At 61.1% G+C, this 23,205-nt stretch carries 19 protein-coding genes; 6 read left to right on the plus strand and 13 right to left on the minus strand.

Going from position 1 to position 23,205, the window contains the following annotated elements; translation table 11 throughout:
- Window positions 1-8: 8 nt before the first annotated feature.
- The 6 genes from folE to ppa all read right to left on the minus strand — a co-directional run bounded on the left by folE (window position 9) and on the right by ppa (window position 6,607).
- Window positions 9-575: a GTP cyclohydrolase I FolE gene (folE, locus tag ACMXX3_RS04835; protein ID WP_421083627.1), complete on the minus strand. Its 567-nt coding sequence runs from the start codon at window positions 573-575 to the stop codon at window positions 9-11.
- The gene (ftsH, locus tag ACMXX3_RS04840; protein ID WP_421083628.1) at window positions 575-2,686 is read right to left on the minus strand and encodes an ATP-dependent zinc metalloprotease FtsH; all 2,112 of its coding nucleotides are present in this window, start codon (window positions 2,684-2,686) and stop codon (window positions 575-577) included. Before ftsH ends, folE begins: the two co-directional genes overlap by 1 nt.
- 218 nt (window positions 2,687-2,904) lie before the next feature.
- Window positions 2,905-3,456, minus strand: a complete 552-nt coding sequence (gene hpt / locus ACMXX3_RS04845) for a hypoxanthine phosphoribosyltransferase (RefSeq protein WP_421083629.1) — start codon at window positions 3,454-3,456, stop codon at window positions 2,905-2,907.
- 83 nt (window positions 3,457-3,539) lie between these two features.
- The gene (tilS, locus tag ACMXX3_RS04850) at window positions 3,540-4,724 is read right to left on the minus strand and encodes a tRNA lysidine(34) synthetase TilS (RefSeq protein WP_421083630.1); all 1,185 of its coding nucleotides are present in this window, start codon (window positions 4,722-4,724) and stop codon (window positions 3,540-3,542) included.
- Window positions 4,724-5,857 (minus strand): zinc-dependent metalloprotease, encoded by a 1,134-nt coding sequence (locus tag ACMXX3_RS04855; RefSeq protein WP_421083631.1) that lies wholly within the window; start codon window positions 5,855-5,857, stop codon window positions 4,724-4,726. The genes tilS and ACMXX3_RS04855 overlap by 1 nt, the downstream gene beginning before the upstream one ends.
- 153 nt (window positions 5,858-6,010) lie before the next feature.
- Window positions 6,011-6,607: an inorganic diphosphatase gene (ppa, locus tag ACMXX3_RS04860; RefSeq protein ID WP_421083765.1), complete on the minus strand. Its 597-nt coding sequence runs from the start codon at window positions 6,605-6,607 to the stop codon at window positions 6,011-6,013.
- 156 nt (window positions 6,608-6,763) lie between these two features.
- Here ppa and ACMXX3_RS04865 point away from each other — a divergent pair, with 156 nt between their 5' ends.
- The gene (locus ACMXX3_RS04865) at window positions 6,764-8,155 is read left to right on the plus strand and encodes a D-alanyl-D-alanine carboxypeptidase/D-alanyl-D-alanine-endopeptidase (protein ID WP_421083632.1); all 1,392 of its coding nucleotides are present in this window, start codon (window positions 6,764-6,766) and stop codon (window positions 8,153-8,155) included.
- Between the two features lie 111 nt (window positions 8,156-8,266).
- On the opposite strand, the gene ACMXX3_RS04870 is transcribed toward ACMXX3_RS04865, so the two are convergent.
- On the minus strand, window positions 8,267-9,385 hold the full coding sequence (locus tag ACMXX3_RS04870) for a CAP domain-containing protein (protein ID WP_421083633.1): 1,119 nt from the start codon (window positions 9,383-9,385) through the stop codon (window positions 8,267-8,269).
- A 633-nt stretch (window positions 9,386-10,018) separates the two neighbouring features.
- On the opposite strand from ACMXX3_RS04870, the gene ACMXX3_RS04875 reads away from it, so the two are divergent.
- From ACMXX3_RS04875 to ACMXX3_RS04885, 3 genes are read left to right on the plus strand one after another with little or no spacing between them, the layout of a single operon-like run.
- Complete coding sequence (locus tag ACMXX3_RS04875) at window positions 10,019-13,864, plus strand: AAA domain-containing protein (RefSeq protein WP_421083634.1); 3,846 nt, start codon at window positions 10,019-10,021, stop codon at window positions 13,862-13,864.
- 3 nt (window positions 13,865-13,867) lie between these two features.
- The gene (locus ACMXX3_RS04880) at window positions 13,868-14,599 is read left to right on the plus strand and encodes a hypothetical protein (RefSeq protein ID WP_421083635.1); all 732 of its coding nucleotides are present in this window, start codon (window positions 13,868-13,870) and stop codon (window positions 14,597-14,599) included.
- Window positions 14,600-14,638: 39 nt separating this feature from the next.
- Window positions 14,639-15,253 (plus strand): recombinase RecJ, encoded by a 615-nt coding sequence (locus tag ACMXX3_RS04885; protein WP_421083636.1) that lies wholly within the window; start codon window positions 14,639-14,641, stop codon window positions 15,251-15,253.
- A gap of 25 nt (window positions 15,254-15,278) precedes the next feature.
- Here ACMXX3_RS04885 and ACMXX3_RS04890 read toward each other — a convergent pair whose 3' ends face one another.
- Together ACMXX3_RS04890 and ACMXX3_RS04895 are read right to left on the minus strand one after the other, a co-directional pair.
- Window positions 15,279-15,644 (minus strand): thiol-disulfide oxidoreductase DCC family protein, encoded by a 366-nt coding sequence (locus ACMXX3_RS04890; protein ID WP_421083637.1) that lies wholly within the window; start codon window positions 15,642-15,644, stop codon window positions 15,279-15,281.
- 112 nt (window positions 15,645-15,756) lie between these two features.
- A complete protein-coding gene (locus ACMXX3_RS04895; protein WP_421083638.1) occupies window positions 15,757-16,617 on the minus strand; it encodes an HAD family hydrolase in 861 nt (286 codons plus the stop codon).
- 217 nt (window positions 16,618-16,834) lie between these two features.
- Here ACMXX3_RS04895 and ACMXX3_RS04900 point away from each other — a divergent pair, with 217 nt between their 5' ends.
- Complete coding sequence (locus ACMXX3_RS04900) at window positions 16,835-17,518, plus strand: metal-dependent transcriptional regulator (RefSeq protein ID WP_421083639.1); 684 nt, start codon at window positions 16,835-16,837, stop codon at window positions 17,516-17,518.
- Between the two features lie 84 nt (window positions 17,519-17,602).
- Here ACMXX3_RS04900 and ACMXX3_RS04905 read toward each other — a convergent pair whose 3' ends face one another.
- The 4 genes from ACMXX3_RS04905 to serS form a co-directional block, all read right to left on the minus strand.
- Window positions 17,603-18,418: a metal ABC transporter permease gene (locus tag ACMXX3_RS04905; RefSeq protein ID WP_421083766.1), complete on the minus strand. Its 816-nt coding sequence runs from the start codon at window positions 18,416-18,418 to the stop codon at window positions 17,603-17,605.
- Between the two features lie 31 nt (window positions 18,419-18,449).
- Window positions 18,450-19,193: a metal ABC transporter ATP-binding protein gene (locus ACMXX3_RS04910; RefSeq protein WP_237207325.1), complete on the minus strand. Its 744-nt coding sequence runs from the start codon at window positions 19,191-19,193 to the stop codon at window positions 18,450-18,452.
- 149 nt (window positions 19,194-19,342) lie between these two features.
- A complete protein-coding gene (locus ACMXX3_RS04915) occupies window positions 19,343-20,290 on the minus strand; it encodes a metal ABC transporter substrate-binding protein (protein WP_421083640.1) in 948 nt (315 codons plus the stop codon).
- 220 nt (window positions 20,291-20,510) lie between these two features.
- A complete protein-coding gene (gene serS, locus ACMXX3_RS04920; protein ID WP_421083641.1) occupies window positions 20,511-21,818 on the minus strand; it encodes a serine--tRNA ligase in 1,308 nt (435 codons plus the stop codon).
- A gap of 331 nt (window positions 21,819-22,149) precedes the next feature.
- Here serS and ACMXX3_RS04925 point away from each other — a divergent pair, with 331 nt between their 5' ends.
- The gene (locus ACMXX3_RS04925) at window positions 22,150-23,142 is read left to right on the plus strand and encodes a diacylglycerol/lipid kinase family protein (RefSeq protein ID WP_421083642.1); all 993 of its coding nucleotides are present in this window, start codon (window positions 22,150-22,152) and stop codon (window positions 23,140-23,142) included.
- Window positions 23,143-23,205 lie beyond the last annotated feature (63 nt).

A 23,205-nucleotide genomic window follows, 5' to 3' on the forward strand; every position in this document is an offset into this window, starting at 1 on the left:
GCGAGGAACTAGGAGGCCATAATCAGGCTCATGGCCTCAGCCCGGGTGGCAGGGTCGCGCAGGGCCCCGCGGACGGCGCTGGTGACCGTCTTAGCCCCGGGCTTGCGAACCCCGCGCATGGACATGCACATGTGCTCAGCCTGAATCACCACAATAGCCCCGGTGGGTTGCAGGTGCTCTTCAAGGGCCTCAATCACCTGGGTGGTCAGACGCTCCTGCACCTGGGGGCGCTTAGCGTAGACATCTACCAGGCGGGCCAGCTTGGATAGGCCGGTGACCTTACCGTCACCACCGGGAATATAGCCGATGTGGGCGTGCCCGTAGAAGGGCACCAGGTGGTGCTCACAGGTCGAATAGAAGGGGATGTCCTTGACCAGCACTAGCTCAGAGTGGTCGATATCAAAGGTGGTCCCCAAGATATCGGCTGCATCCATGCTAAGGCCAGCAAACATTTCGTCATAGGCCCGGGCTACGCGGGCCGGAGTCTCTAGCAGGCCATCGCGGTCAGGGTCCTCACCGATAGCCAGCAGGATTTCCCGGACGGCAGCCTCAATACGGGCCTGATCAACAGCCATTAGCGGGGACCTCCCAAGGGGTCAATATCAGGGTTACCTGCGGGGCCTGCGGCACCCGGGTGGGGGTTACCCGGCTCCATAGGGTCAACAGTAGGCTGCTGGACGAGGGGCTCAGCAGGAGCAACCGGCTCAGCCGCCTCAGACTTCTTCTCACTGGGGGCAAGCACCGGGGGAAGGTCAGAGACCTGGCGGTTCTCCTTGGAGAGCCACTGGGCCCGCTCCGGGCGCTTCCGTACGTTAGCGAAAATCTCTGCAATCTCATTTTCGAGCAGGGTTTCCCGCTCTAGCAGGGCGTAGGCCAGGGCGTCCAGAATATCGCGGTTCTCGGTGAGAATCTCGTGGGCCTCGTCGTGGGCCATAGCCAGCAGGTCGTGGATTTCCTGGTCCACAATGTAGGCCAGGGAATCTGAGTGCTGGTTGCCGCCACCGGCACCGCCACCCAGGAAGGGATCTGATTCCTTAGCCACCAGGCGGACGGAACCAACCTTGGCGCTCATACCGTACTCGGTCACCATCTTGCGGGCGGTATCGGTTGCCTTCTGAATATCGTTTGAGGCACCGGTTGAGGGGTCGTGGAAGACGATTTCCTCAGCGGCCCGGCCACCCATGGCGTAGGCCATCTGGTCAAGCAGCTCATTGCGGGTGGTAGAGTACTTGTCGTCCTGAGGCATGACCATGGTGTAACCCAGGGCCCGGCCACGCGGCAGAATCGTAATTTTAGTAACCGGGGCAGAGTTACGCAGGGCAGCAGCTACCAGGGCGTGGCCGCCCTCATGGTAGGCGGTGACCTTACGCTCGTGCTCACTCATAATGCGGGAAGACCGCTGGGGGCCAGCCATGACGCGGTCAATAGCTTCGTCAATGGCGCGTTCGTCAATGACGTTACCGCCGTCGCGGGCGGTCAGCAGGGCAGCTTCGTTCATGACGTTGGCCAGGTCAGCACCGGTAAAACCGGGGGTGCGCTTGGCAACGGAGGCCAAATCAACGCGGCGGTCAATGGGCTTACCGGCGGCGTGAACCTCAAGAATCCGCTGGCGGCCCTTGAGGTCGGGGGCGTCCACACCCACCTGGCGGTCGAAACGGCCAGGACGCAGCAGGGCCGGGTCAAGGACGTCGGGGCGGTTGGTTGCCGCAATGACAATGATGTTGGAGGTGCCGTCGAAGCCGTCCATCTCAACCAGTAGCTGGTTGAGGGTCTGCTCGCGTTCGTCGTTACCGCCGCCCATGCCGACGCCGCGCTGGCGGCCGACGGCGTCAATTTCGTCCACAAAAATAATGGCGGCCTTGTTGGACTTGGCCTCCTTGAAGAGGTCACGCACGCGGGAAGCGCCCACGCCCACGAACATTTCAACGAAGTCAGAACCTGAAATCGAGTAGAAGGGAACGCCCGCCTCACCGGCTACCGCCTTGGCCAACAGGGTCTTACCGGTACCGGGAGGGCCGTAGAGCAGAACGCCCTTGGGGATCTTGGCGCCCAGGCGGGTGAACTTCTCAGGCTCAGCCAGGAACTCGCGTACTTCTTCGAGCTCAGCCAGGGCCTCATCAACACCGGCCACATCAGCAAAACGAACGGTGGGGTTGTCCTTGTTGAACTTCTTAGCCCGAGACTTAGAGAAGTTCATAATCTGGGAGCTGCCGCCGCCCATCCGGCTCATCATGAACCAGAAAATCGCCACCAGAATAATCAAAGGCAACATAAAGGACAGCATGGAGGTGAACCAGTTGGTGCGTACCGGCTGGTCAGTGAAAGACTCCAGCTCAGCAGCATCCATGGCGTCCACGACATCAACAGCACGCGGGGCAACGTAGAAGAAGCTCACCTTCTTGCCCTTGTTTTCACCGGCAGAAGTGACGTAATCGTCCTTCAGCTCCAGCTCAACCCGCTGCTCGCCGTCGTAAATCTTGGCGCTGACAACCTTCTGGTCATTCAACAGGCCGATACCGACATTGGTATCAACCCGGGTGGAAGCTGCCAATGAGTTGGCAAAAAACATGGGCACAGCAATCAGCACAGCCAACAAGACCCAGAACCAGGGCCCCGAAATAAGCTTGCCGAAGAAACCCTTCTTCTGCTGAGGATCGGGAGCGTTATCCGTTTTCTGCACAGGCATGCCTTCCACACAATGACGGGGCGGGGAACCTCCCCACCAAAATCTTTCAGACCCGCCCACCCCGCACAGGGTGCACTGAGCCTAGACCTATCTAATGTACCCAAAATTGCTGGGTGAATGCTCCATGAGACTAGGGTTTCACCTCAGGGCTAAAGGAGGTGGCTTTAAAGCACAAGAGACGAGGTGTCTTACCTCGTCTCCTGCGGTGGCTTTAAGTCTTAGGAGTAGACGTGGGGGGCCAGGGTAACGATGCAGTCCAGGTTGCGGTAGCGCTCGGCGAAGTCCAGGCCGTAGCCGACAACGAATTCGGGTTCGATGTCCCAACCGACGTACTTGACGTCAACATCGGTCTTGACGCTCTTGGGCTTGCGCAGCAGGGTGCAGATTTCAACCGAGTTAGCACCGCGGGAGACCAGGTTCTGCTGGAGCCACTTGAGAGTCAGGCCCGAGTCAATAATGTCTTCAACAATGAGAACATCGCGGCCGGTCAGGTCGGTGTCGAGGTCCTTGAGGATGCGGACGACGCCGGAGGACTTGGTGCCAGATCCGTAGGAGGAAACAGCCATCCAGTCCATGGTGTAGTGGGTCTTCAGAGCGCGGGAGAGGTCGGCTACCACCATGATGGCACCCTTGAGGACGCCGACCAGCAGGACATCGCGGCCCTCGTAGTCCTTGTCGATCTGGGCTGCGAGTTCCTTAATCTTGGCGTCGATCTCTTCCTTGGTGAAGAGGACGTGCTTAATGTCGTTCTGTACGTCGAGTGCGTCCACGTTTGTTTGCTTTCTGCTGGAGGAAAGGTTGGGCGCCAGGCCCTGTAGACGGGCGCGAGCGCTTGTTCTCTCTTAAGTATGGTTTATGGGGCGGGCCTGAGTAAAACGATGAGGCCGGTTTTTTTGAGGTTTATCGCTTGGGCCCCCCGCATGAGGGTGGCTCCGGGGCGGCGGCGGTAGGCAGAGACATGGCCGGGTAGCTGGAGGGGACCTGCTGTTCCGTGGTCACAGATGAAGGCATCGAGGGCAGCCAGTCGTTCGAAACCGGGGGCGGTTCCACCGGCCCGTTCCAGGGCTAGGGCCAGGACGCGGCCGCGCAGGGCCGGGTGCAGGCCTGCGAGGGTAGCCCGGTCAAGCAGGATAGCTCCAGTGAGGTTCTGAACCCCCACACTGGCTGCAAGGGCAGGGGCAACCGGGGCCAGCTCGTCCGCGCTGATCAGGACAGAGGCCAGGGCGGCTTCCGCCTGGTTAGCCAAGTAGTCGGCGTCGGCCCCAGCTATGGTGGCGGTGCGGGCCAGGGAGGTGGCGACGTCCCCACCCAGATTCTCTTCAAGATAGGGCAGGATGGAGTGCCGCACCCGGGCCCGCATGAGGGACTGGTCGGTGTTGGTGGGATCCTGCCAGGGGGTCAGGCCGGCGTCGGCGCAGATCTCTTCGATCTCGGTGCGCCGCAGGGCGAGCATAGGGCGGATCAGGCGGACAGGACCGGCCGGGTGCTCTTCAGTACGGTCAAGGGGCATACCGGCCAGGGAGCGGGTACCCGAACCGCGGGCCAGACCCAGCAGTACAGTCTCAGCCTGATCATCGAGGGTATGGCCCAGGGCAACAGCCTCAGCTCCGGTTGCTGCCATAGCCCGGGCAAAAGCCCCGTAACGGGCGGTGCGGGCAGCCATTTCGGGCCCCTCTTGACCGCTCTCAACGGCCACCTTCTCAACCAGCACCGGACTCAGCCCCAGCCCGCGCAGAATTTGGGCGGTCTCCTCGGCCACCTGGGCTGAACCAGCCTGAAGCTGGTGGTCTACCACAAGGGCCCCCACCCGGACGTCCCCGCGACGGCTAAAATGGGCCAGCAGGACAGCTAGGGCCAGGGAGTCCGGGCCGCCGGAAACCGCAGCCAGTATCAGGGGCCGTTCCCCGGCCTCCCGCTGGACCTTACCGCCGGTGGGGGCGACCGTCCCCGCCCCAAACACCCGATCAAGGACGGTTGCCACAGAGCGGCGGGCGGCACCCACCACCGGGTTTAGGCGGCTCTTACGTTGGTTTTGCATTATGCCTTTTCCTGGCCTTCCCTGCCGGTGCTCCTGGGGGTTTCACCCAAGACCCGGTCAATCCAGCGGTCCGGGGCATGAATTTCTGCCACGGTGGGCAGGTTGGCAGGATCCTCCCAGATCCGGTTGAAAGACTCCATACCCACCTCGTCAACAATAGTCTGTACGAACTTCTGCCCATTCTTATACTGGGCCATTTTGGCATCCATGCCCAGGAGTTTGCCCATAAAGCGGGGGAAGAAGCCCTGGTTTTTACCGCGGCTTTCGAAACGGCGGCGGATAGTTTTCACAGAGGGTACGATATCGGCATCCACAGCGTCCATAACCACGTTGGCGTGGCCTTCTAGCAGGCTCATCACGCCGGTCACCGCGTCCATGAGGTCCCGGCCCCGGTCACTGAGCAAGAGGGCGGCCTTCGGCAGCTGGCCGGCAGGAACCGACTCGCCCAGAGCCTCCTTCTTCTTCATGCTGGCCACAGCCCCGGTAGCAGCAGTAACGATCCGCTCCGACAGATTCTCACTGGTATCGCCCAGTTCGCGACCAAGCTCGTGCATGAGGTTCAAAAGGTGGTCACGCAGCCAGGGGGCCGCCGCAAACTGAACCCGGTGGGTCTGTTCATGCAAGGCAACCCAGAGGCGGAAATCCGCCGGGTCAAGGTTGAGTTCCTTCTCCAAGGCAAGAAGATTGGGGGCAACAATCATCAGGCGGCCGCCGGGGGCCCCGTGGCCAGCCAGCGCAGCAAAAGGATCATACTGACCCAGGACGCGGGTGGATAAGAAAGCCAGCACAGCCCCAATTTCTGCGGCACCCCCCACCTCAGTCACCATCTTTTCGGTATCAGATAGCTTGCTGAACCGGGAACCCAGCACCTCCTCGGCAATAGGCCCAAGCATCATCTCAAAGGACTGGGTATTAGCCTTCACCCAGGTCGCCCGATCAACAATCAGCAGTTCAGAATCATGCAAATTTTCTGCAGCAGCTAGTCCAGTAATGGCATGGACGTAGTCAACGGCAGCGGTAGCCGCATACCGCATCTCTTCGACGGCACGGCGCTTAGCGGAAGCCTCAGCGCGGGGGCCAGCCGGAGCCAGGGTACCTGCAATCTTATGGGCCAGAGAGAAGTTGAGCTTCATGAAAACCCACTCTACCGGCTCCCAGCAGGCCCAGCCCACCCCGCCAGCTACCGGCGTCCTCACCCTCCACAGAGAAAAGGAGGCTGAACCCTGCAGGGTTCAGCCTCCTGACCAGTAGGTGCACAAGGTAGCTCCCGCTACCCCAGCCCATCTTTAGTTATCGTCTGCCTCAGCTTCAGCTGCGGACTCGTAGTGAGACTTCTCAAAACGCTCCTGGGCCTCAACTACCAGCTTCTCAGCAAAAGCCTTGTCTTCCCAGCCTTCGCCCTTAACCCACTTACCGGGCTCCAGGTCCTTGTAACGCTCGAAGAAGTGCTTGATTTCTTCCTTGAGCTGGTCGGCAACGTCACCGATTTCCTGGATGTGGTCGTAGCGCTTGTCTGCAGGAACGCAGAGAACCTTATCGTCGCCGCCAGCCTCGTCGGTCATGCGGAAAACGCCGATGGGGCGGGCTTCAACCAGGACGCCGGGAACAACATCAACGTCCAGGATTACCATGGCGTCAAGCGGGTCACCGTCTTCACCCAGGGTGTCCTCAAAGTAGCCGTAAGCGGTGGGGTACTGCATAGAAGTGAACAGTACGCGATCCAGGCGCAGGCGGCCGGTCTCGTGGTCGATTTCGTACTTGACGCGTGAGCCACGGTTAATTTCAATAGTGACGTCGAGTTCCAAAGGAACCTCCTGGTTGGTGGTAAAAGAAAACCCGTCGGTTGAACGGGTGGTTCGGCAACTTAGTTTACTTGAGAACAGGCAGTCTCACAGCTTTTTCTGGGCAGGCAGGCTTGTGTCACCCGTATTACACCTCACCCCAGCCCCCTTCCGCCCAAGCGCACCCGCACCCGATACCCTGGTGTGAAGACCCATTTTCCCTGACGCCGCCCCGCCGGCTCACCCCCTGGAGGTTCCATGGCCACCCCCCGCCCCGTCCTTGCCTGGCTCAGCGCCGGTGCCCTCGCTGTTGGTTGCTTTGCCGCAGGCGCCTGGGCCCTGCCCCAGTGGCAAGAGGCCAAGCAGCTAGAAGCCCAGTCGGTGGCCCCCAGTATCACCGCCCAACCGGTAGCCCCCGCCAATAGCCAGGACGTCCCCGCCCCGCTTGATACCGCCGGTTTAGCTGAGCGCCTGGGCGGAATCCTGGACGAGCTCAACCAGGGCACCGTATCAGCCCGGGTCATCGACGCCAACAGCGGGGAAGTCATCTTTGAACGGGAAGCCGATGCCCAACGCATACCGGCCTCCAACATGAAGATGCTAGTGCACTACGCCGGGGTCGTCACCGCCCCTGACACCCGCTTCAAAACCTCAGTCACGCTGGCCGAAGACGGGGCTCTTACCCTCGTTGCAGGCGGCGACACCCTGCTGGTGCCAGGACCGTCCAACCCCGACAGCACTATGGGCCGGGCAGGAATTGAAACCCTCGCAGAAGGCACTATCGCCGCCCTCACCCAACAGGGCAAGAGCGCCCAAAACTTCACCCTCAACCTAGACACCACCATCTACTCAGGCCCCGCCCTCAACCCAGAATGGCACGAAGAAGACATCGCCTCAGGCTTCATGAGCGCCGTAACCCCCCTCGCTTTCTACTCCCACTACACCCCCGGAAGTAATGGAGCCAGCGGGGAGCGTCCTGACGACGCCCCCACCCAGGTCCACCAAGCCCTCCTCGAAGCCCTCAACCGCCTCGGGGCAGAAGCCGGCCTCACCTTCACCGGCGGCAATGCCCTCGATGCCCCCTCCCAGGGCACAGAACTTGCCGCCGTTGAATCAGCAACCTGGGCCGAACAAAGCGCCCTCATGATGCAAGAATCCGACAACTCCCTGGCTGAGGTACTCGGCCGCAACCTCTCCGTAGCCCGTGGCGGCGACGGATCAGCGACCGACGCCATCCAGCAGGTCCGCGCCGTCCTCACCGAACAAGGCCTACCCACCGACTACACCCAAACCGACCTCAGCGGCCTCTCCATGAACAACAAGGTGCCTAGCACCCTCCTCACCGCCCTCACCCAGCGGGCCATAAACGGCAGCGCCACAGAACGCCTCACCCTACCCGGCCTGCCCATCGCCGGCTACAACGGGACCCTCGGCCTGCCCAACCGCTTCAACGACGCCAACGAAACAGCCGGCCGGGGCTACGTCCGCGCAAAAACCGGAACCCTCAACTCCGTCCTCTCCCTCAGCGGCTATACCGTCACCAGCGACAACCGGCCGCTCATCTTCTCCGTCACCATGAACGACCTAGAGAGCACCGACGCTGCCAAAAACACCATCGACCGGTTCGCAGCAGAACTCACCGCAGGGTAGGTCAGGGGCCCAAACAGCGCCCCGGTGGCGCCACCCGACCACAAAACATCAACCCCGCATCCGAACGAATCGGATACGGGGTTGAGTGCTCTCAAAAGGGCCTCAGGGAGTTTAGCTCTCCCAGGTGCCGCGGGCCTCAGTCCAGTTGATAGTGATGCCGCTTGCGAAAGTTACACGGGTAACACCGTCTCCGCCGCGAACCTCATCAGTCACGGGGAAGCCCAAAACAGTGGGGCCGCCCAGGGTGTACCAACGGTTAGAAATCGCTCCACCCTCAACGAGTGAACGGGCACCAGTTGAAGGGGTCCAGTACACGGAGGTGATGTTGCCGTTGCTGGAGAAATCCTGACGCATAGAACCCAAGAAGGAATACTCACGGTTCATGGGGTAGCCCCAGCCGTGCTCGAAATTCTGACCTGCAAAACGCTGGCCGATAGCACCGGGCCAGTAGACGTCCTGGGCGCCGTGCTCTGAGGTCCAGTAAATGGTGCGGTGCTTGGAGAAGTTCTGGATACGACCGCCCTGGATTGAGCTAAACTCACGGCCAGTGGGAACACCGAAGGTGTTTTCCCCGCCATTGGCCTGGTAGTGGTCTGAGAACTCAGAGCTCATAGGAATCGCAGAAACCTGCTGCACCTGGGTAGAAGACTGGGGAGCGACGATGCTTGAGGTGTAGTCGTTGGGGCCGCGGCCGTTCTCGTAGCGGTAGATGCCGACGTTGCCGAGGATTCGCCAGGGCAGGCGGGCGCCGCCGTGGCCGTAGCAGAGGCCGATACCCATGACGTTAGCCTGGGGAGCAAGGACGGCTGCCCGGTGGGCAGGTGAGCTCTTCCAGAAGGCCAGCAGCTGGCTGATGTCGTCGTTGTAGGTCAGAGCGATGACCTCACGCACGAAGCTGTAGCCCTGCACCTTGGAGTTGTAGAGGAACTGGGTGCCGTGGGAGAAGTAGCCCGCGTTGAACTGGCGGATTGCTTCAAGCTCCATCACGGAGGCGACGGTTGCTGAGTGACGGACAGGGCTCAGGCCGTTCTGGGCGCGGAAGGCGTTAATCAGGTCCAGTAGGCGCTGCTGGTCGGCTGCGCGCTGGGCGGCAGACACAGTGCGGATGTCTGAAGCGGCTGCGTTTGCTGAGGTTGCAGCACCGGCCACGGCAACACCCGCGAGGGTGAGGGCAGCTGCCTGGCGGCGGTTAGGCTTAACTGCCCGAGTAGTTTCAAGAAGATTCTTCACTCTTGGTCTCCACATCTAAGTCTCAGGTTCTCATTCGAGAATTTTTCTGAACACAACTTTATAGAATCGTGACCTGATGTCTACACTTTCAGGAAGTTTTTTTAAGGGGACAATCAGGTTCAGGGGGCCGTCTGCAACGTCTTCATTCTCCCTTCATGATTGTTCTACCTTGCCAAGGGCACATTTGTATTAATATTCAATAATTTTTTGTGGGCAAAAAATGATAAAAAATTAATCATGGGAGACCCGCCACTTCACAGACCCCCACAACCAGCCTTTCCAGCCGCTCGCACCAGTATGACTTGGGCAAACAGTGGAAAATCCAACCCACTTGCCCGCCCTACCCACAATGCGGGCAATTTCCATACAACCCACTTTCACTAAATTCACCCGCCGAGCAAATCAAAGAGTCTTGATTGAGGTGGGTCACATGGGCTTTTATTTACTGCTGATTTATTCAAAGAAAAGCAGCCAAGAAACTCTAGGGTTATCTTCTAATTGACTAGAATATATTTAGAACACATGTTCCCACTATTCCAGATTGGTACGGAACAGTTTTCGGTGACTGAGAGAGGTTCTTAAAATGTCAGACCCCCTTGCTAGCCTAGGAAGCGACGCACGCAAAGGAGCCCCATGTTCTTCATCGACGCTGACCCAACCCAGAGTGACTCTGGCCTTGAACCTGCTGGCCGCAGCCTGGTCTATTCTGCAACCGACCTCGTCACCAGCGCCCAATGCCAATTTGCAACCCTCTACGCCCTCGACCACCTGCTGGGTCGCGTCCCCGCCCTTGATCTTGCCCCTCACCCTGGCCTAGCCCGGGCTGCAGCTCTCGGCAACGCCCATGAAGAACGGGTACTCAATACCTACCGGCAAACCTATGGGGTATGGAATCCGGCTACCGGGCGCGGGGTTTATGAGGTAGAACCACCTACCAGCTACAGCAGGGAAGAACTCAACAAAAAACGGCTTGAAACCCTAGAAGCGCTCAGGGCTGGGGCTGATGTGGTCTTCCAGGCCGCTTTCTTTGACGGCTCCTTCCACGGCCGGGCTGACTTTCTCGTCAAACAAGAGGACGGCTCCTACCGGGTAGTTGATACGAAATTGGCCCGTACGGCTCGGGTCCCTGCCCTCCTGCAGTTAGCGGCCTACGCCCACCAGCTTGAGCATGAGGGTATTGACCTTGATTCGCAGGTTTCCTTGATTTTGGGGCACGAGGTAGAGTCCCTCCACGAGCTATCCACCATTACCCCGGTCTTTGAAGAGAAGCGGGAACGGCTCGAAGCCCTCCTCCGTCAGCGCCGCCGTCCTGATGCCCTCCCGCTGAGCTGGTTAGCCGAGGTCAAAGACGGCAAAGTCCTTGAGCCTGCGCAGGCTGTTCAACGATGTGGCCGGTGTGATACCTGCCAGGCCTTGGCGGTACGCCACCAGGATATGCTGCTGACAGCGGGCATGTCTGCCCGCACCCGTTCTTTTATTGTTGACCGGTGCGGGGTGCAGACGATCGATGAGCTGGCAGCCTTGGCTGGCCAGTCCCATCTACCAGGTTTGGTGCGGCGGTATGCCGAACAGGCAGCCCTGCAGACGGGAAGGGCCCAGCCGGACGGCTCAGTGCAGGTAACCGATGCGGAGGGTAATGAAAGCGTCCTGGCTTATACCCTTCTGCCCCGCCATACCCTGCGGGCCCTACCCCGGGCAGCTTCTGGAGATCTTTTCCTTGCGCTCCGGTCTGATCCCCTGTGGCGGGATGAGGCAGCGACCTCACCAGCCTTGATGTGGGGGCTGACCTACGCCTTAGGTGTAACCCATCTATCTGATAATCCAAGTTCGGAGCCCCTCTTTGCCCAATTTTGGGCCCACTCCCGGGCTGCTGAGGGCAGGTTGCTGGGAGATTTTTTGAACCTGGTGCACCAGCAGCGCACTGAAAACCCGGGTATGCGTGTCTACTATTTCGGTGCGGGAGTGCTGGCCTCCTTGCAGGAGCTAGCCGGTAAGCACGGGGTAGGCGAGGCCTATCTGACTGATTTACAGCGGGACCAGGTGCTTGTTGATCTTTCTGAGGTGATGAGGCGCTCTGTTCGCACGAGTGTTGGCACCAGCCAGCTTGCTGAGGTTGAGCCCCTGTACCTTGAAGGTATTGAACGGCAGCAGGAGATTCCCCCAACGGCCTATACCGATTGGGTTGAGGCCCAGGCGGCAGGGCAGGTGGAGCTGGCTGCCCAGATGAAGGCTATGCTGGCTCGCGATCTCTACCGCACGGGGGTTTCCCTTCTGCAGCTGCGAGCCTGGTTGCTTGATTTAGCTGGCCGGTCGGTGGAGCGGGAGCTTGATGAGCCGGCCCCGCTGGCTGACCTCAATGAGTTGCTGGTACAGGCTGGTCGCGCTGAAGACGAGACTGAAGAAGAACGCACCCTGCAGCGCTTTATTGGGGCTCTGGACGCCGGCGGCGAGCTAGATGAGCAAAAGCAGGCGGTTGCGATGGTGGCTACGGCAACCGGTTATCACCGCCGTGAGCGTCGCCAGTTCTGGTGGGATCATTTCAACCGGCTGACTGCTCCCTTGGAAGATTGGGAGGACGCCCGCGATGTGGTCTTGCTGGGTCGGATGCAGGTGGTTGCCGATTGGCATCAGCCGGAGCGGGCCCGCTCCCTATCGCGGGTCTTGAGCGGGGTCGCCCGCCTGGCGCCGGGATCATCGGTGAAGGTTGGAGACAGCAACCTCTTTGCCATGTACGGCCGCCCCTTGCCTCCTTTTTTGGAGTTTGAGGCCCGGCAGCAGGCGCTGACCTACGCTGCCCTGCATGAGGGGGTCCTGCCGGTAGAGCCTGAGCGGGCTGGGGCTTTTAACACTGAGATTCTTGAGCTTGAAGAGATTCCGGTGGAGGAGGCTGGCCAGCCCTACCTGGTGCGGATCACGGTGAAGGAGAGCCTGAAGACGGTTGAGGGGCAGCCTGCTGAGCCCTACCCCCATCTGCCCTTAGCCTTGACACCGGGCCAGCCGATTCCTACCCGGGCCCAGGAGCAGGCCTTGATGGAGCTGGCTGCCCGTACAGCGCAGACCCTCCCTGAGCTTCCCCAGTCGGCGGGCACGGAGCTGCTGCGCCGCCGTCCACCCCGATTACGAGGTAGGAGTGCAGGTGGGAGCACCCCGGTCTTGCCTCGCCCTCTTGAGTTTGCCGAGACTCACGGGGCGATGGCTACGGTACAGGCAATTTATGAGGCTGTGAGCCAGCTGGATCGGTCCTATGTTGCGGTGCAGGGGCCTCCCGGGTCAGGCAAGACCTTTGTGGGGTCGCATGTGATTGGACGTCTGGTGGCAGCTGGCTGGAAGGTCGGGATTGTGGCCCAGTCCCACGCCGTCGTCGAGAATATGCTGCTGGGCTGTATTAATAACGGCCGGGTTGATCCCGATGCTATTGCCAAGGGGGTCGGGAAGAGCCAGACCCCGGATTTCCCCTGGCGGGAGGTCCGCAACCCTGACGTCAGCCGTTTTATGGACGAACCCGGCGGCCGGATTTTTGGCGGTACAGCCTGGGACTTTGCCTCCGACAACAAATTCCGGTTTGAGGGTCTTGACCTGCTGGTGATTGATGAGGCTGGCCAATATTCCCTGGCTAATACCCTGGCAGTGGCCCGCTCTGCCAAGAACCTCCTGCTCTTGGGGGACCCGGCCCAGCTGCCCCAGGTAACCCAGGGGGCCCACCCCTACCCGGTGGACGAGTCCGCCCTGGGCTGGCTCTCAGATGGCCGCACGGTACTGCCCGAGGAGTACGGCTACTTCCTGGATGTCACCTGGCGGATGCACCCGCAGCTTTGCGCCCCGGTTTCTGCCCTGTCCTATGAGGGACGTTTAGCGTCAGCTCCGTCCGGCAGCGAGCGCCACTTGCAGGGGTGGGAGCCGGGAGTGTACCTGCGTACCTTAGAACATACCGGTAACTCCACCTTCTCCCTGGAAGAGGCTGAGGAGGTGGTGAGGGTAGCCCGGAGCTTCATAGGGTGCCAGTGGACGCCAGCCCTCTCGGCCCCTGAGCAGGCGGCCCCCTTAGAGCCCGGTGACATCATTGTGGTGGCGGCCTATAACGCCCAGGTCGAGGCGATCCGTGCGGCCCTGGTTGAGGCAGGTTTAGCCGCGCCAGATGGCAGTGGCGTGCGGGTAGGAACAGTTGATAAGTTCCAGGGCCAGGAGGCCCCGGTCGTTATTGTGTCAATGGCAGCTTCAAGTGCTGGTGATACTCCGCGCGGCACCGACTTCCTGCTATCCCCCAACCGCCTCAATGTGGCCCTGTCCCGCGGTATGTGGGCGACCGTCGTGGTCTGTTCCAGCGGGTTCACCGACTTTTTACCGACCAGCCCTGAAGCCCTCGCCCTACTGGGTGCCTTCATCCGGTTAGAACGCAGTGCCAGGCCCTGGTCGTCTCAGCCTGCTGGTCTTGGTTCCCTGCACAACAACGACGATGACCCCGATTCTGAAAGGAGCTAAAGTATGGCGCTCTCCCCTACGCACCGTCGGCGGGCCCCCTACGTCCTGTTCTTCGACGGGCAGGCGGTCGCCCTGGGCGACCCTGACTACCTCCGCCGAATCAACGACCGGCTCACGGAGCAGGGCTACCACACCCGCCCTACCTACTGGGACCAAACCTACCTGGCTGATCTCTCCCTAGAAGATCCGGAATCCTTGGCCCAGCTAGCTGAACGATCAGCCCCTGTGGGAGATCCTGACCAGCTCAACAGCATTGGTGTGACCTGTGGTGAGGCCGAATTTTGGGCGGCCATGTATGCCCGGAGTTTTGAGAAGGCCCCGGCCTGGGGGGAAAACGACACCCTCTATATGCCGGCTTTGCCTGACTGGTTAGAGAATACCCGTACCTGGCGGCTTGACCCGCTGGCCCCGGGCGACGGCCCCGATGCCTTCGATATCGACGGCGGGTGGGTGCGGGTCAAGGACTCCCCAGGCGGTGGCCAGCCAATTGGCCTCTTCCAGCTCACCAGTGCAGACTATTTTTGGGCTTTTGGCTCAGCTGAAGACCTCCGCGAGCTGGTTCATCTGTGCCGCTCCCTGGCCCGCGATTTCACGGGCTTTGACCGTATCACCGCCTACTTGGGCACCGACCTTGGGTGTAGCAGTATCCGCTTCCCCATTGAGTGCCGCCGCCACCTTGAAGAGCAGCTCTTCCTAGCCGGGGTCGATGCTGAAACCCTTTTTTGGGAACCCTAAGTGCTCCTTTGACCCATCCTGTAAGGCATACTGAAACCTATGTTTGTTCTCACCTTCATCGCCCGCTCTGCCGCCGCCGATTTTGCCGCCCTGGAGGCCCGGCTGGAGCAGTTAGCCCCGACTGTCCCTTTCAGCCGCACCTACCCTGATGAACTTCAGGGGGCTTTCGAGCAGGCCGAGGACGCCCTCGCCGCCGCCCTGCTCGGGGCCCGTTTTGGTGGTTTCTGGGTTGGGATTGGGGCCGGGCCCTTGGCCCTGCCGCGCTTCGCTGCTGCCCTGGGGGCAGTGTCTACCCCGGAGTGTTCCGGTGAGGCTTTGAGCCTGTCTCGGTCTGCGGTGGAGCAGGCTCAAACCGGAGCCCCGCCGCGCAGTATCTGCGTGCACGCAGCTGGTCAGGGGGTGCGGGCAGACCAGGTAACCGGCCTGTTGCGCCTGCTCTACCGAGTGGCGTCCGCCCGGACTGACGCCGAGTGGCGGGTGCTTGACCTGCTAGTGCCCGGGGTGCGCGGGCAGCAAAAGGCGGTGGCTCAGGCCCTGGGGATTACCTCCCAGGCGGTGAGTAAGACCCTGGTGCGCTCCTACTGGCACGAGGAGCTGGCCTCTCGTGCGCTCATCGCTGAGCTACTCGACGATTTAGCGGGGGCGAACCGGTAGGCCGGAGTCATGGGCTGTCAGTCTCTTAGGGCTTGAGCTGGCAGGCGGTGGAGCGGTTGGTGGAAATACGCAGGTAGATTCGCTCTGCCAGCGGGCGAAGCTGGGGGTTCTTCAGGGCGGACGCCGCCACCCGCACGGGTGCGTACCGGCTGGTGGCCAGGGCTAGGGCGATGGCGAGCGCCCCGTAGGCCACCTGGCCGGTAGGGGTGATGAAGGGGATTTGGCGCATGAAGCGCTCAAAATTGACGCCGTGTTCTTCTAGGCGGTCGTAGTGGCCGGGGCGCACCTGGGCCTCTAGGCCCAGGTGGGTGAGAAGCCGGGCGGCTTTCTGGCAGATACCGCAGTCGGGGTCGTAGAGCAGCAGGCCTTCAGCTGGTACGGAGGTGGTCACGGTGGCCCTTTCTCTTCCGGGTCAGATGTAAGACCACCATAGCAAGCAGGGCCAGTAGCACTATAGAGGAGCGCCTGATATTAAGTGTGACGGGGCAAGGCCCGTCACGGGCTTAGAGCAGGTCGCGCAAGATCGGCACCGTGCCGTCCTCGTAGACCGAACCGGTGACGTCCGTAGCCAGCTCCGCTACCTCGGGCAGGGCCTGGCCCATAGCTACGCCGCGGGCGGCCCAGTGGATCATTTCTTTGTCGTTCAGCCCGTCGCCGATAGCAATGGTGTGGCGGGGGTCCACGCGCAGCTTGCGGCGGATTTGCTCCAGGGCGGTTGCTTTAGAAACCCCGTGGGCAGCCACGTCGAGCCAGGCGCTCCAGCCCACCGCGTAGTTGACCCCGTGCAGACCGGAGTCGTAGATAGCGCGTTTGAAGTCGTCGGGGGTGTCGGTGGGTGAGCAGACCACCACGCGGACGGCCGAGTTCATAGCGGCCATTTCGGTGCGGGTGGTCTTGACGGTGTTGACCCCAAAAGACCAATCCTCGAAGTTGTCGGTGGCGTAGACGGTGCCGTCGGGGGCTTCAAGGGCCAGGGAGGCGTGGGGAAGTTTCTCTTTAAGGAGCTTGATAGCGTGGGAGGGGTCGAAGCTGACCTTGTCGATAATGCGGTAGCCAGCCTCAAGGGAGGGGTCGATGCTGAGGGTTACCGCGCCGTTGGAGCTGACCGCGTAGCCGCGGGTGAGCCCAATCATCTCAACGATGGGCAGGGTGGCGCCCAGGGACCGTCCGGTGGAAATCACGACGTGGTGGCCGGCGTCCACGACCTCCTGGGCGGCCTTTTTGACGGCCTCGCTCATGGCGCCGTCGTGGGTGACCAGGGTGCCATCAACGTCGATAGCGACCAGGTACTTGGCGCCTTCTTCTTTCTGCCAGGCCGAGCGGCGCAGCGGCAGGGTCTGCATGTCTTTGATCTCTGAAATCATCGGTGTCTCTTTTCTTCTCGTCTAGACCAGACTATACAAAAGCCGGGTTAAGGCAAGGTGAGCAGGGGGTGAAGGGTCGCCCAGCGGAGCGTCCGTAGGCTGAACTGCGGGGTTTCCTTCGAGATGCAGTTCTTCCTACCGCTTCTCGAAGGAAACCCCGCAGTTCGCAAATCTACCGGGTCGGGCCAGTACAGAAGTGGGGGTTAAACTTGTAGGTATGTCTCTTGCCAAGCTGTCTAACAGTACCCAGAACTACCTCAAAATTATTTGGGGCATTACCGAGCACGGTACCGAGCCGGCATCTACCTCTGTCATTGCGGCGAGGGCAGGGTTGCGTCCGTCGTCGGTATCGGACGCTGTGAAGCGGCTTGCTGCCGCCGGGCTGGTGGAGCACCAGCGGTACGGGACAATTGAGCTGACAGAGCAGGGACGGAAATATGCGGTGTCGATGGTGCGCCGCCACCGCCTGGTTGAGACTTTTCTGGTGAAGACGCTGGGCTACACCTGGGATCAGGTACACGATGAGGCGGAGGTGTTGGAACACGCCGTCTCGGATTTAATGATTGAACGGATTGACGCTCTGTTGGGGCACCCAACCCGCGATCCGCACGGCGACCCGATCCCCTCCCCCACTGGTGAGGTAGAGTCCATTGCCCCGCATACCCTTCTTGATTGTTCGCCGAAGGACAGAGTGCTGGTAGAGCGTATTTCGGACGACGACCCCCAGCTTTTGCGGTTCTTTGCGGGGCATGGCATTGCCCCGGGTACGCGCTTGGAAGTTACCGCTGTTAACAGTGCAGAGGCAGGGCAGGGTTCCGCCGTGAATCTGGTTCTGCCTAATGATTCTGAGCTCTCCCTCGATGCGGGTGCAGCTGCCGCCGTGTATGTCTCTTACCTGTAGAAGGCAGGAGTGCAGGGCGGCCTCGTCGTGGCCTGCCCGCCTTGTGAGGAGGTTCCGGTGAGCGTTTCCCTCGTCCCTGGACGCCTAGCCCTTGGACGCCTGTGCGGTTGCCTGACGTCGAGCCAGCAGACCATGGTGCGGGGCACATAGGTAGGCTGCGCCGAAGAAAGTGCCTAAGGCGATTACTACCGCGCCACCGGCGGAGACGTCTAGATGGTAGCTGGCGTAGAGCCCCACCAGGGCACCGGCTAGGGACACACCGGCAGAAATCGCCAGCATGGTGCTGAACCTATCGGTGAGCAGACGCGCTGTAGAGCCGGGAATTACCAGCATGGCGACAACCAGCACCACGCCCACGATCTGCAAGGCGAGTACCGAGGTCAGGGCGAGCGCCACCAGCAGGATCCCTGCCAGCAGGCGTGGGCTCAGCCCAATGGCGTGGGTGTAGCCGGGGTCGAAGGCGTAGAGCACCAGGTCGCGGCGTTTGATCATGAGTACGGTGACTACCAGTACCGCCAACACCGCGATTTGGGCGACTTCAGCCCAGGACACCCCTAGCACGTTGCCAAAGAGTATGCTGTGCAGGTCCGTCTGGGAGGGCGTCACGGAAATCAGTACCAGCCCCAGCGCGAACATCACCGTAAAAACGATGCCGATGGCGGCGTCCTCCCTGATGCGCCCGCTACCACGCACCGCCCCGATGAGGGCAACTGCAAGCAAACCGGCGATCACCGCCCCCACGGCGAAGGGCGCACCCACCATGTAGGCGAGCACTACCCCGGGTAGGACGGCGTGAGAGATAGCGTCGCCCATGAGCGACCATCCCATGAGCACCAGCCAGCAGGACAGCAGGGCGCAGACGAGGGCGGCAATCACTGTCACCAGGAATCCGCGTTGCATAAATCCATAGGTCAGCGGTTCTAGGAGTAGGTCAAGCACGGTTGCCCTCCTGGGTTGGGGTCAGTGGGTTCATGCCGAAGGCACGCACCAGGTTATCGGGGGCGAGTACAGTGGCGGGGTCCCCTGCCATCAGCACTTGGTTGCGGAGCAGGACGGCGGTATCTGCTAGGTCTGCTAGGTTGGCTAGGTCGTGGGTTGAGATCAGGATCCCTGCCCCGGCGTCCCGTAGTTCCCGCAGGAGGGTTACCAGCATGGTTTCGCTCCGTTTGTCGACCCCTGCGAAGGGCTCATCGAGTAGCAGGAGTTTAGCTCCTTGTGCCAGTCCGCGTGCCACAAAAGCCCGTTTGCGCTGGCCACCTGAGAGGTTGCCAATTTGCCGGTGGGCCAGGTCGGTGAGTTCTACCCTTTCCAGGGCTTTGTCCACAGCGGCGTGGTCTTCGGCCCGGAGCCGTCGGGCGAAGCCCAGCCGCCCGTACCGTCCTTGTGCTACCACGTCACGGACAGATACGGGGAACGAGAAATCGATCTCCTCCCGTTGGGGCACATAGCTCACCACGCCAGCTTTCCGCGCTGCTTTCGGGGTCATACCGTCAATCATGACCGACCCGCTGGCGGGAGCAACGCCCATGATCGCCTTAAAAAGTGTGGACTTACCCGACCCGTTCATGCCTACCAAGCCGCACACGCTCCCGGCGTCTACTGCCAGGTGCGCCCCCCGAAGAGCATGCACGTCGCCGTAGGTAACCGTTACATCTCGGATATCTAAAAGGCTCATTCTTGTACTCTAACGCTGCTCAGTTTCTTTTGAAGTTATGGACGCGGCGCCGGAAGGCAGGTTGCGGGCCTCCTGGGTGGGGCCGCGTCCTGCACCGGCAGCCGCAGGTCAGTGGGCGGGAATCTACCAGGTTTTGTTATGTGCCGGGGCTACTTGTTGAGCGCCTCTGCAATGGTTTCTGCGTCATAGCGAATCAGGTCCAGGTAGGTGGGCACGTCTCCGCCTTCTTCAGAGAGCGAATCGACGTAGAGCGTACCTGCGTAGGTTGAACCTGATTCTTGAGCTACCTGTTCCATGGTCTTAGACGACACTGTGGACTCGCAGAACACGGCGGGAACCTTGTTGTCCTCTACAAAAACAGCCACCTCAGCTACCCGGGAGGCGCTCGGCTCGCCGTCTGAGTTCACCGCCCACAGGTACTTTTCGGTGAGCCCGGCGTCTGCTGCTAGGTAGGAGAAGGCTCCTTCGCAGGTCACCAGGGCCCGTTTGCCTTCGGGTACGGTGGAAAGATCTGCCACTAGCTCGTCGTGGACGGCTTGTAGCTGCTTCTTGTAGGTCTCGGCGTTGGCTCGGAAGGCGTCCGCGTTGTCGGGGTCTAGCTCCGCGAAGGCGTCTGCGATGTTATCGACGTAAGTCTGCGCTGCTAGCGGACTCATCCAGGCATGCGGGTTGGGCTTACCGGCGGATTCTGCTTCAGCGATGTTGATGGTCTGTACGCCCTCGGATACGGTCACGCTCTGGGCGTCGGTGTCCTGTAAGAACTGTTCAAACCATGCTTCCAGGCCTAGTCCGTTAGCGAGGATAAGGTCTGCGTCCGCCCCCTTTTTCACGTCGGACGGGGTGGGGTCGTAGTCGTGTATTTCGGCGCCGGGTTTGGTGAGGGATTCTACGGTGATGTGTTCGCCGCCCACGTTCTGCGCCATATCTGCCAGCACGGTGAAGGTGGCGATGACGGTGGGGGTATCGTTTTGCGCTGTAGTGTCGCTGCCGTCGCCTGGGGTGCAGGCGGTGAGGACGCCCAGGGCGAGTGCCCCGCTGGCAGCGAGCAGGCGGTGGCTGAGGCGGCGGGTGTGGGGGGTGCGGGTTGCCGTGTTCATGGGTGCGTTGTTCCTTAGTTGGAGGTGCGCGTTCTTCTGACTTACGCCGTTGTAGTCGGTGAAGCCCTGTTCATGGTCTGGTGTGTGCAACCATCATAAGTTCGCCTAGACGAACTTTTCAAGGGGTGCGGTCTAAGCCTCCCGTTCGTTAACACAAAAATTCCCCACGAAACCCTGTTTGACAAGTACAAACAGTATCTCGTGGGGAACCAAAAATAAGCTACTGAGCGACGGTGGGAATGACCTCAAGGCCGCCCATGTAGGGGCGCAGGGCCTCGGGGATACGGACGGAGCCGTCTGCCTGCTGGTGGGTTTCGAGGATTGCGACCAGCCAGCGGGTGGTGGCCAGGGTGCCGTTGAGGGTGGCGACGGTGCGGGTGCCGCCCTTCTTGGTCTTGCCCTCTGCGGTGACGGTGTCGGGCATGCGCTCACGGACGTTGAGGCGGCGGGCCTGGTAGGTGGTGCAGTTGGAGGTTGAGGTCAGTTCGCGGTAGGCCCCCTGGGTGGGCACCCAGGCTTCGCAGTCGAACTTGCGGGCAGCGGAGGAGCCCAGGTCGCCTGCGGCGGTGTCGATCACGCGGTAGGAGAGCTCGCACTTGGCCAGCATTTCTTCTTCCCAGGCCAGCATCTTGGCGTGCATCTCTTCTGCCTGCTCAACGGGGCAGTAAACGAACATTTCTGCCTTGTTGAACTGGTGGACGCGAATGATACCGCGGGTGTCCTTACCCGCTGAGCCGGCTTCGCGGCGGTAGCAGGAGGACCAGCCCAGGTACTTCTTAGGGCCCTTGTCAAAGTCGATGATTTCATCGGCGTGGTAGCCGGCGATGGCGACCTCGGAGGTGCCCACCAGGTAGAGGTCGTCGCGTTCGAGGCGGTAGATTTCGTCGTCGTGCTCGACGTTGAAGCCGGTGCCGTTCATGGTTTCGGGACGTACCAGGGTGGGGGTGGTGAGCATGGTGAAGCCGTTGGCGGTGGCCTGGTCGAGGGCCATCCACATGAGGGCCTGTTCTAGGCGGGCGACGTGGCCCTTGAGGAAGTAGAAGCGGGCACCTGATACCTTGGCGCCTCGGGCCATGTCAATGCCGTCGACGAGCTCGCCGATTTCGAGGTGGTCGCGGGGTTCAAAGCCGTCCGCCTCAAAGTTGCGGGGTTCGCCAACGTGCTTGACGACAACGTAGTCGTCTTCGCCGCCTGCGGGAATACCGTCGATAATCAGGTTGCCGACGCCAGCGACCAGTTCGTCCTGACGAGCGGCAGCTGCGTCAGCGGCGGCCTTGGCTTCTGACACCTTCTGCGAGAGTTCCTTAACCTCAGCGAGCAGGGCCTGCTTTTCTTCCTTGGCGGCCTTGCCGATTTTCTTGGAGAAGACGTTCTGTTCGGCGCGGAGCTTCTCGAATTCGTTGATGGAGGTGCGGCGGGTTGCGTCAGCTTCAAGGATCTGGTCGATGACTGCTTCGTCGGCGCCGCGGGCCCGCTGGGAGGCACGGAAAATATCGGGGTTTTCACGCAGGAGGTTAATGTCAATCATGCCTCTAAATGTACCGTAAATTGCCCCGAGTTTCCCTGCCTCCAAAGAAGATAGGCGGGGTGGGGACGTCCGCCCGGTGGGTCTTCGGGTGGGGGCTGCCGTCATAGATTCCCTGCCGGACGGAGCCGAGTGGGTTCTCCCCTACATCTTCAGTATGCTTGGATTTATGGTTTCTCGCAGGGTTTTGTATTCGTCGGCAGCTACATCCGCCCTTGTGGCTTGCGGTGCGCTGGTGGCGGTGAAGAGGGGAAGGCGGCAGCGCCCTGACCTTTTCCCTGCCTACCGGCCGCTCCATCGCATGCTTGAAGCGGGTGAACCGCAACAGGTGGCGGTGATTTTTAATCCGACCAAGGAGCGGGCTGAGGCTGCCCTGCGGGTTATTACCGCCGAGTTGGGCCTGGCCCAGTGGCCGAGGCCGCTGGTGTTTGAGACAACCCTCCAGGACCCGGGCAAGGGCATGGCCGCCCAGGCTATTGCTGCGGGTGCTGATGTTGTTTTGGCGGCAGGTGGCGACGGCACGGTGCGGGCGGTTGCGGACGGCCTGGCGGGCACGGGTGTGCCCCTGGGTGTGGTTCCCTTGGGCACCGGCAACCTGCTGGCTAGGAATCTTGAGATGAGTGTGGGGGATCTGCAGGCCTGCGTGAACCTGGCCTTGCACGGCCAGACTCAGGCGATTGACATGATCAGCATGGAGTTGCAGGGCACAACCAACCCGGGGCCGGTGAATTTTGTGGTCATGGGTGGCGCTGGCTTTGACGCTCAGATTATGACTGATACGAATGAGGATTTGAAGGCGCGGTTTGGCTGGCTGGCCTATGTGGGTGTAAGCGCCCGGCATATGTTTACCCGGCGCCGGGCAGCTGTGATGAGGGTTGACGGTGGCCGCCCTATTCGGCGGAAGATTCGCACGGTTTTGGTGGCGAATACAGGCAAGATTCAGGGCGGGGTGAATTTGGCGTCGCAGACTCAGCTGTCTGATGGGCAGTTGGAGGTGATTGTGCTGACTCCACGCACCCTCCTGAGTTGGATCCGCATGTCGGCCCAGTTTATTTTGCGGAAGCCTAATGTGCGCCGGCCGGTGGTGGAGCATTTTGTGGGCTCTGAGGTGCAGGTGCACTTCCCGAATTCTCGGCTTCCGGTTGAGGTGGACGGGGACGTGCTCGGGGAGGTAACGGGCCTGCGGGCGCGGGTGCGCCCTGCGTCCTTGCTGGTGAAGGTGTACCCGCCTGAGATGCAGATTAATTCTCTGTCGGATTTGATTGAGGCGAAGGATGAGCTGGTGGAGCAGCAGCGCCGCTGGTGGCAGAGGTTCTTGCGGCTTTAGATGTTGTGTTTGAGGCTTTCGGGCCGGGGTGAAATATACACACTTTCTAGATAAACGGGCCTT

Origin of the sequence: Rothia nasimurium, assembly GCF_049068285.1 — a bacterium.
Classification (GTDB): domain Bacteria; phylum Actinomycetota; class Actinomycetes; order Actinomycetales; family Micrococcaceae; genus Rothia; species Rothia nasimurium_I.

Excerpts from the sequence above, each read along its gene's own strand:
- folE (WP_421083627.1), bottom strand. The coding sequence starts at position 575 with ATGGCTGTTGATCAGGCCCGTATTGAGGCTGCCGTCCGGGAAATCCTG.
- ftsH (WP_421083628.1), bottom strand. The coding sequence starts at position 2,686 with ATGCCTGTGCAGAAAACGGATAACGCTCCCGATCCTCAGCAGAAGAAG.
- tilS (WP_421083630.1), bottom strand. The coding sequence starts at position 4,724 with ATGCAAAACCAACGTAAGAGCCGCCTAAACCCGGTGGTGGGTGCCGCC.
- ACMXX3_RS04855 (WP_421083631.1), bottom strand. The coding sequence starts at position 5,857 with ATGAAGCTCAACTTCTCTCTGGCCCATAAGATTGCAGGTACCCTGGCT.
- ACMXX3_RS04865 (WP_421083632.1), top strand. The coding sequence starts at position 6,764 with ATGGCCACCCCCCGCCCCGTCCTTGCCTGGCTCAGCGCCGGTGCCCTC.
- ACMXX3_RS04875 (WP_421083634.1), top strand. The coding sequence starts at position 10,019 with ATGTTCTTCATCGACGCTGACCCAACCCAGAGTGACTCTGGCCTTGAA.
- ACMXX3_RS04880 (WP_421083635.1), top strand. The coding sequence starts at position 13,868 with ATGGCGCTCTCCCCTACGCACCGTCGGCGGGCCCCCTACGTCCTGTTC.
- ACMXX3_RS04885 (WP_421083636.1), top strand. The coding sequence starts at position 14,639 with ATGTTTGTTCTCACCTTCATCGCCCGCTCTGCCGCCGCCGATTTTGCC.
- ACMXX3_RS04895 (WP_421083638.1), bottom strand. The coding sequence starts at position 16,617 with ATGATTTCAGAGATCAAAGACATGCAGACCCTGCCGCTGCGCCGCTCG.
- ACMXX3_RS04900 (WP_421083639.1), top strand. The coding sequence starts at position 16,835 with ATGTCTCTTGCCAAGCTGTCTAACAGTACCCAGAACTACCTCAAAATT.
- ACMXX3_RS04905 (WP_421083766.1), bottom strand. The coding sequence starts at position 18,418 with ATGCAACGCGGATTCCTGGTGACAGTGATTGCCGCCCTCGTCTGCGCC.
- ACMXX3_RS04910 (WP_237207325.1), bottom strand. The coding sequence starts at position 19,193 with ATGAGCCTTTTAGATATCCGAGATGTAACGGTTACCTACGGCGACGTG.
- ACMXX3_RS04915 (WP_421083640.1), bottom strand. The coding sequence starts at position 20,290 with ATGAACACGGCAACCCGCACCCCCCACACCCGCCGCCTCAGCCACCGC.
- serS (WP_421083641.1), bottom strand. The coding sequence starts at position 21,818 with ATGATTGACATTAACCTCCTGCGTGAAAACCCCGATATTTTCCGTGCC.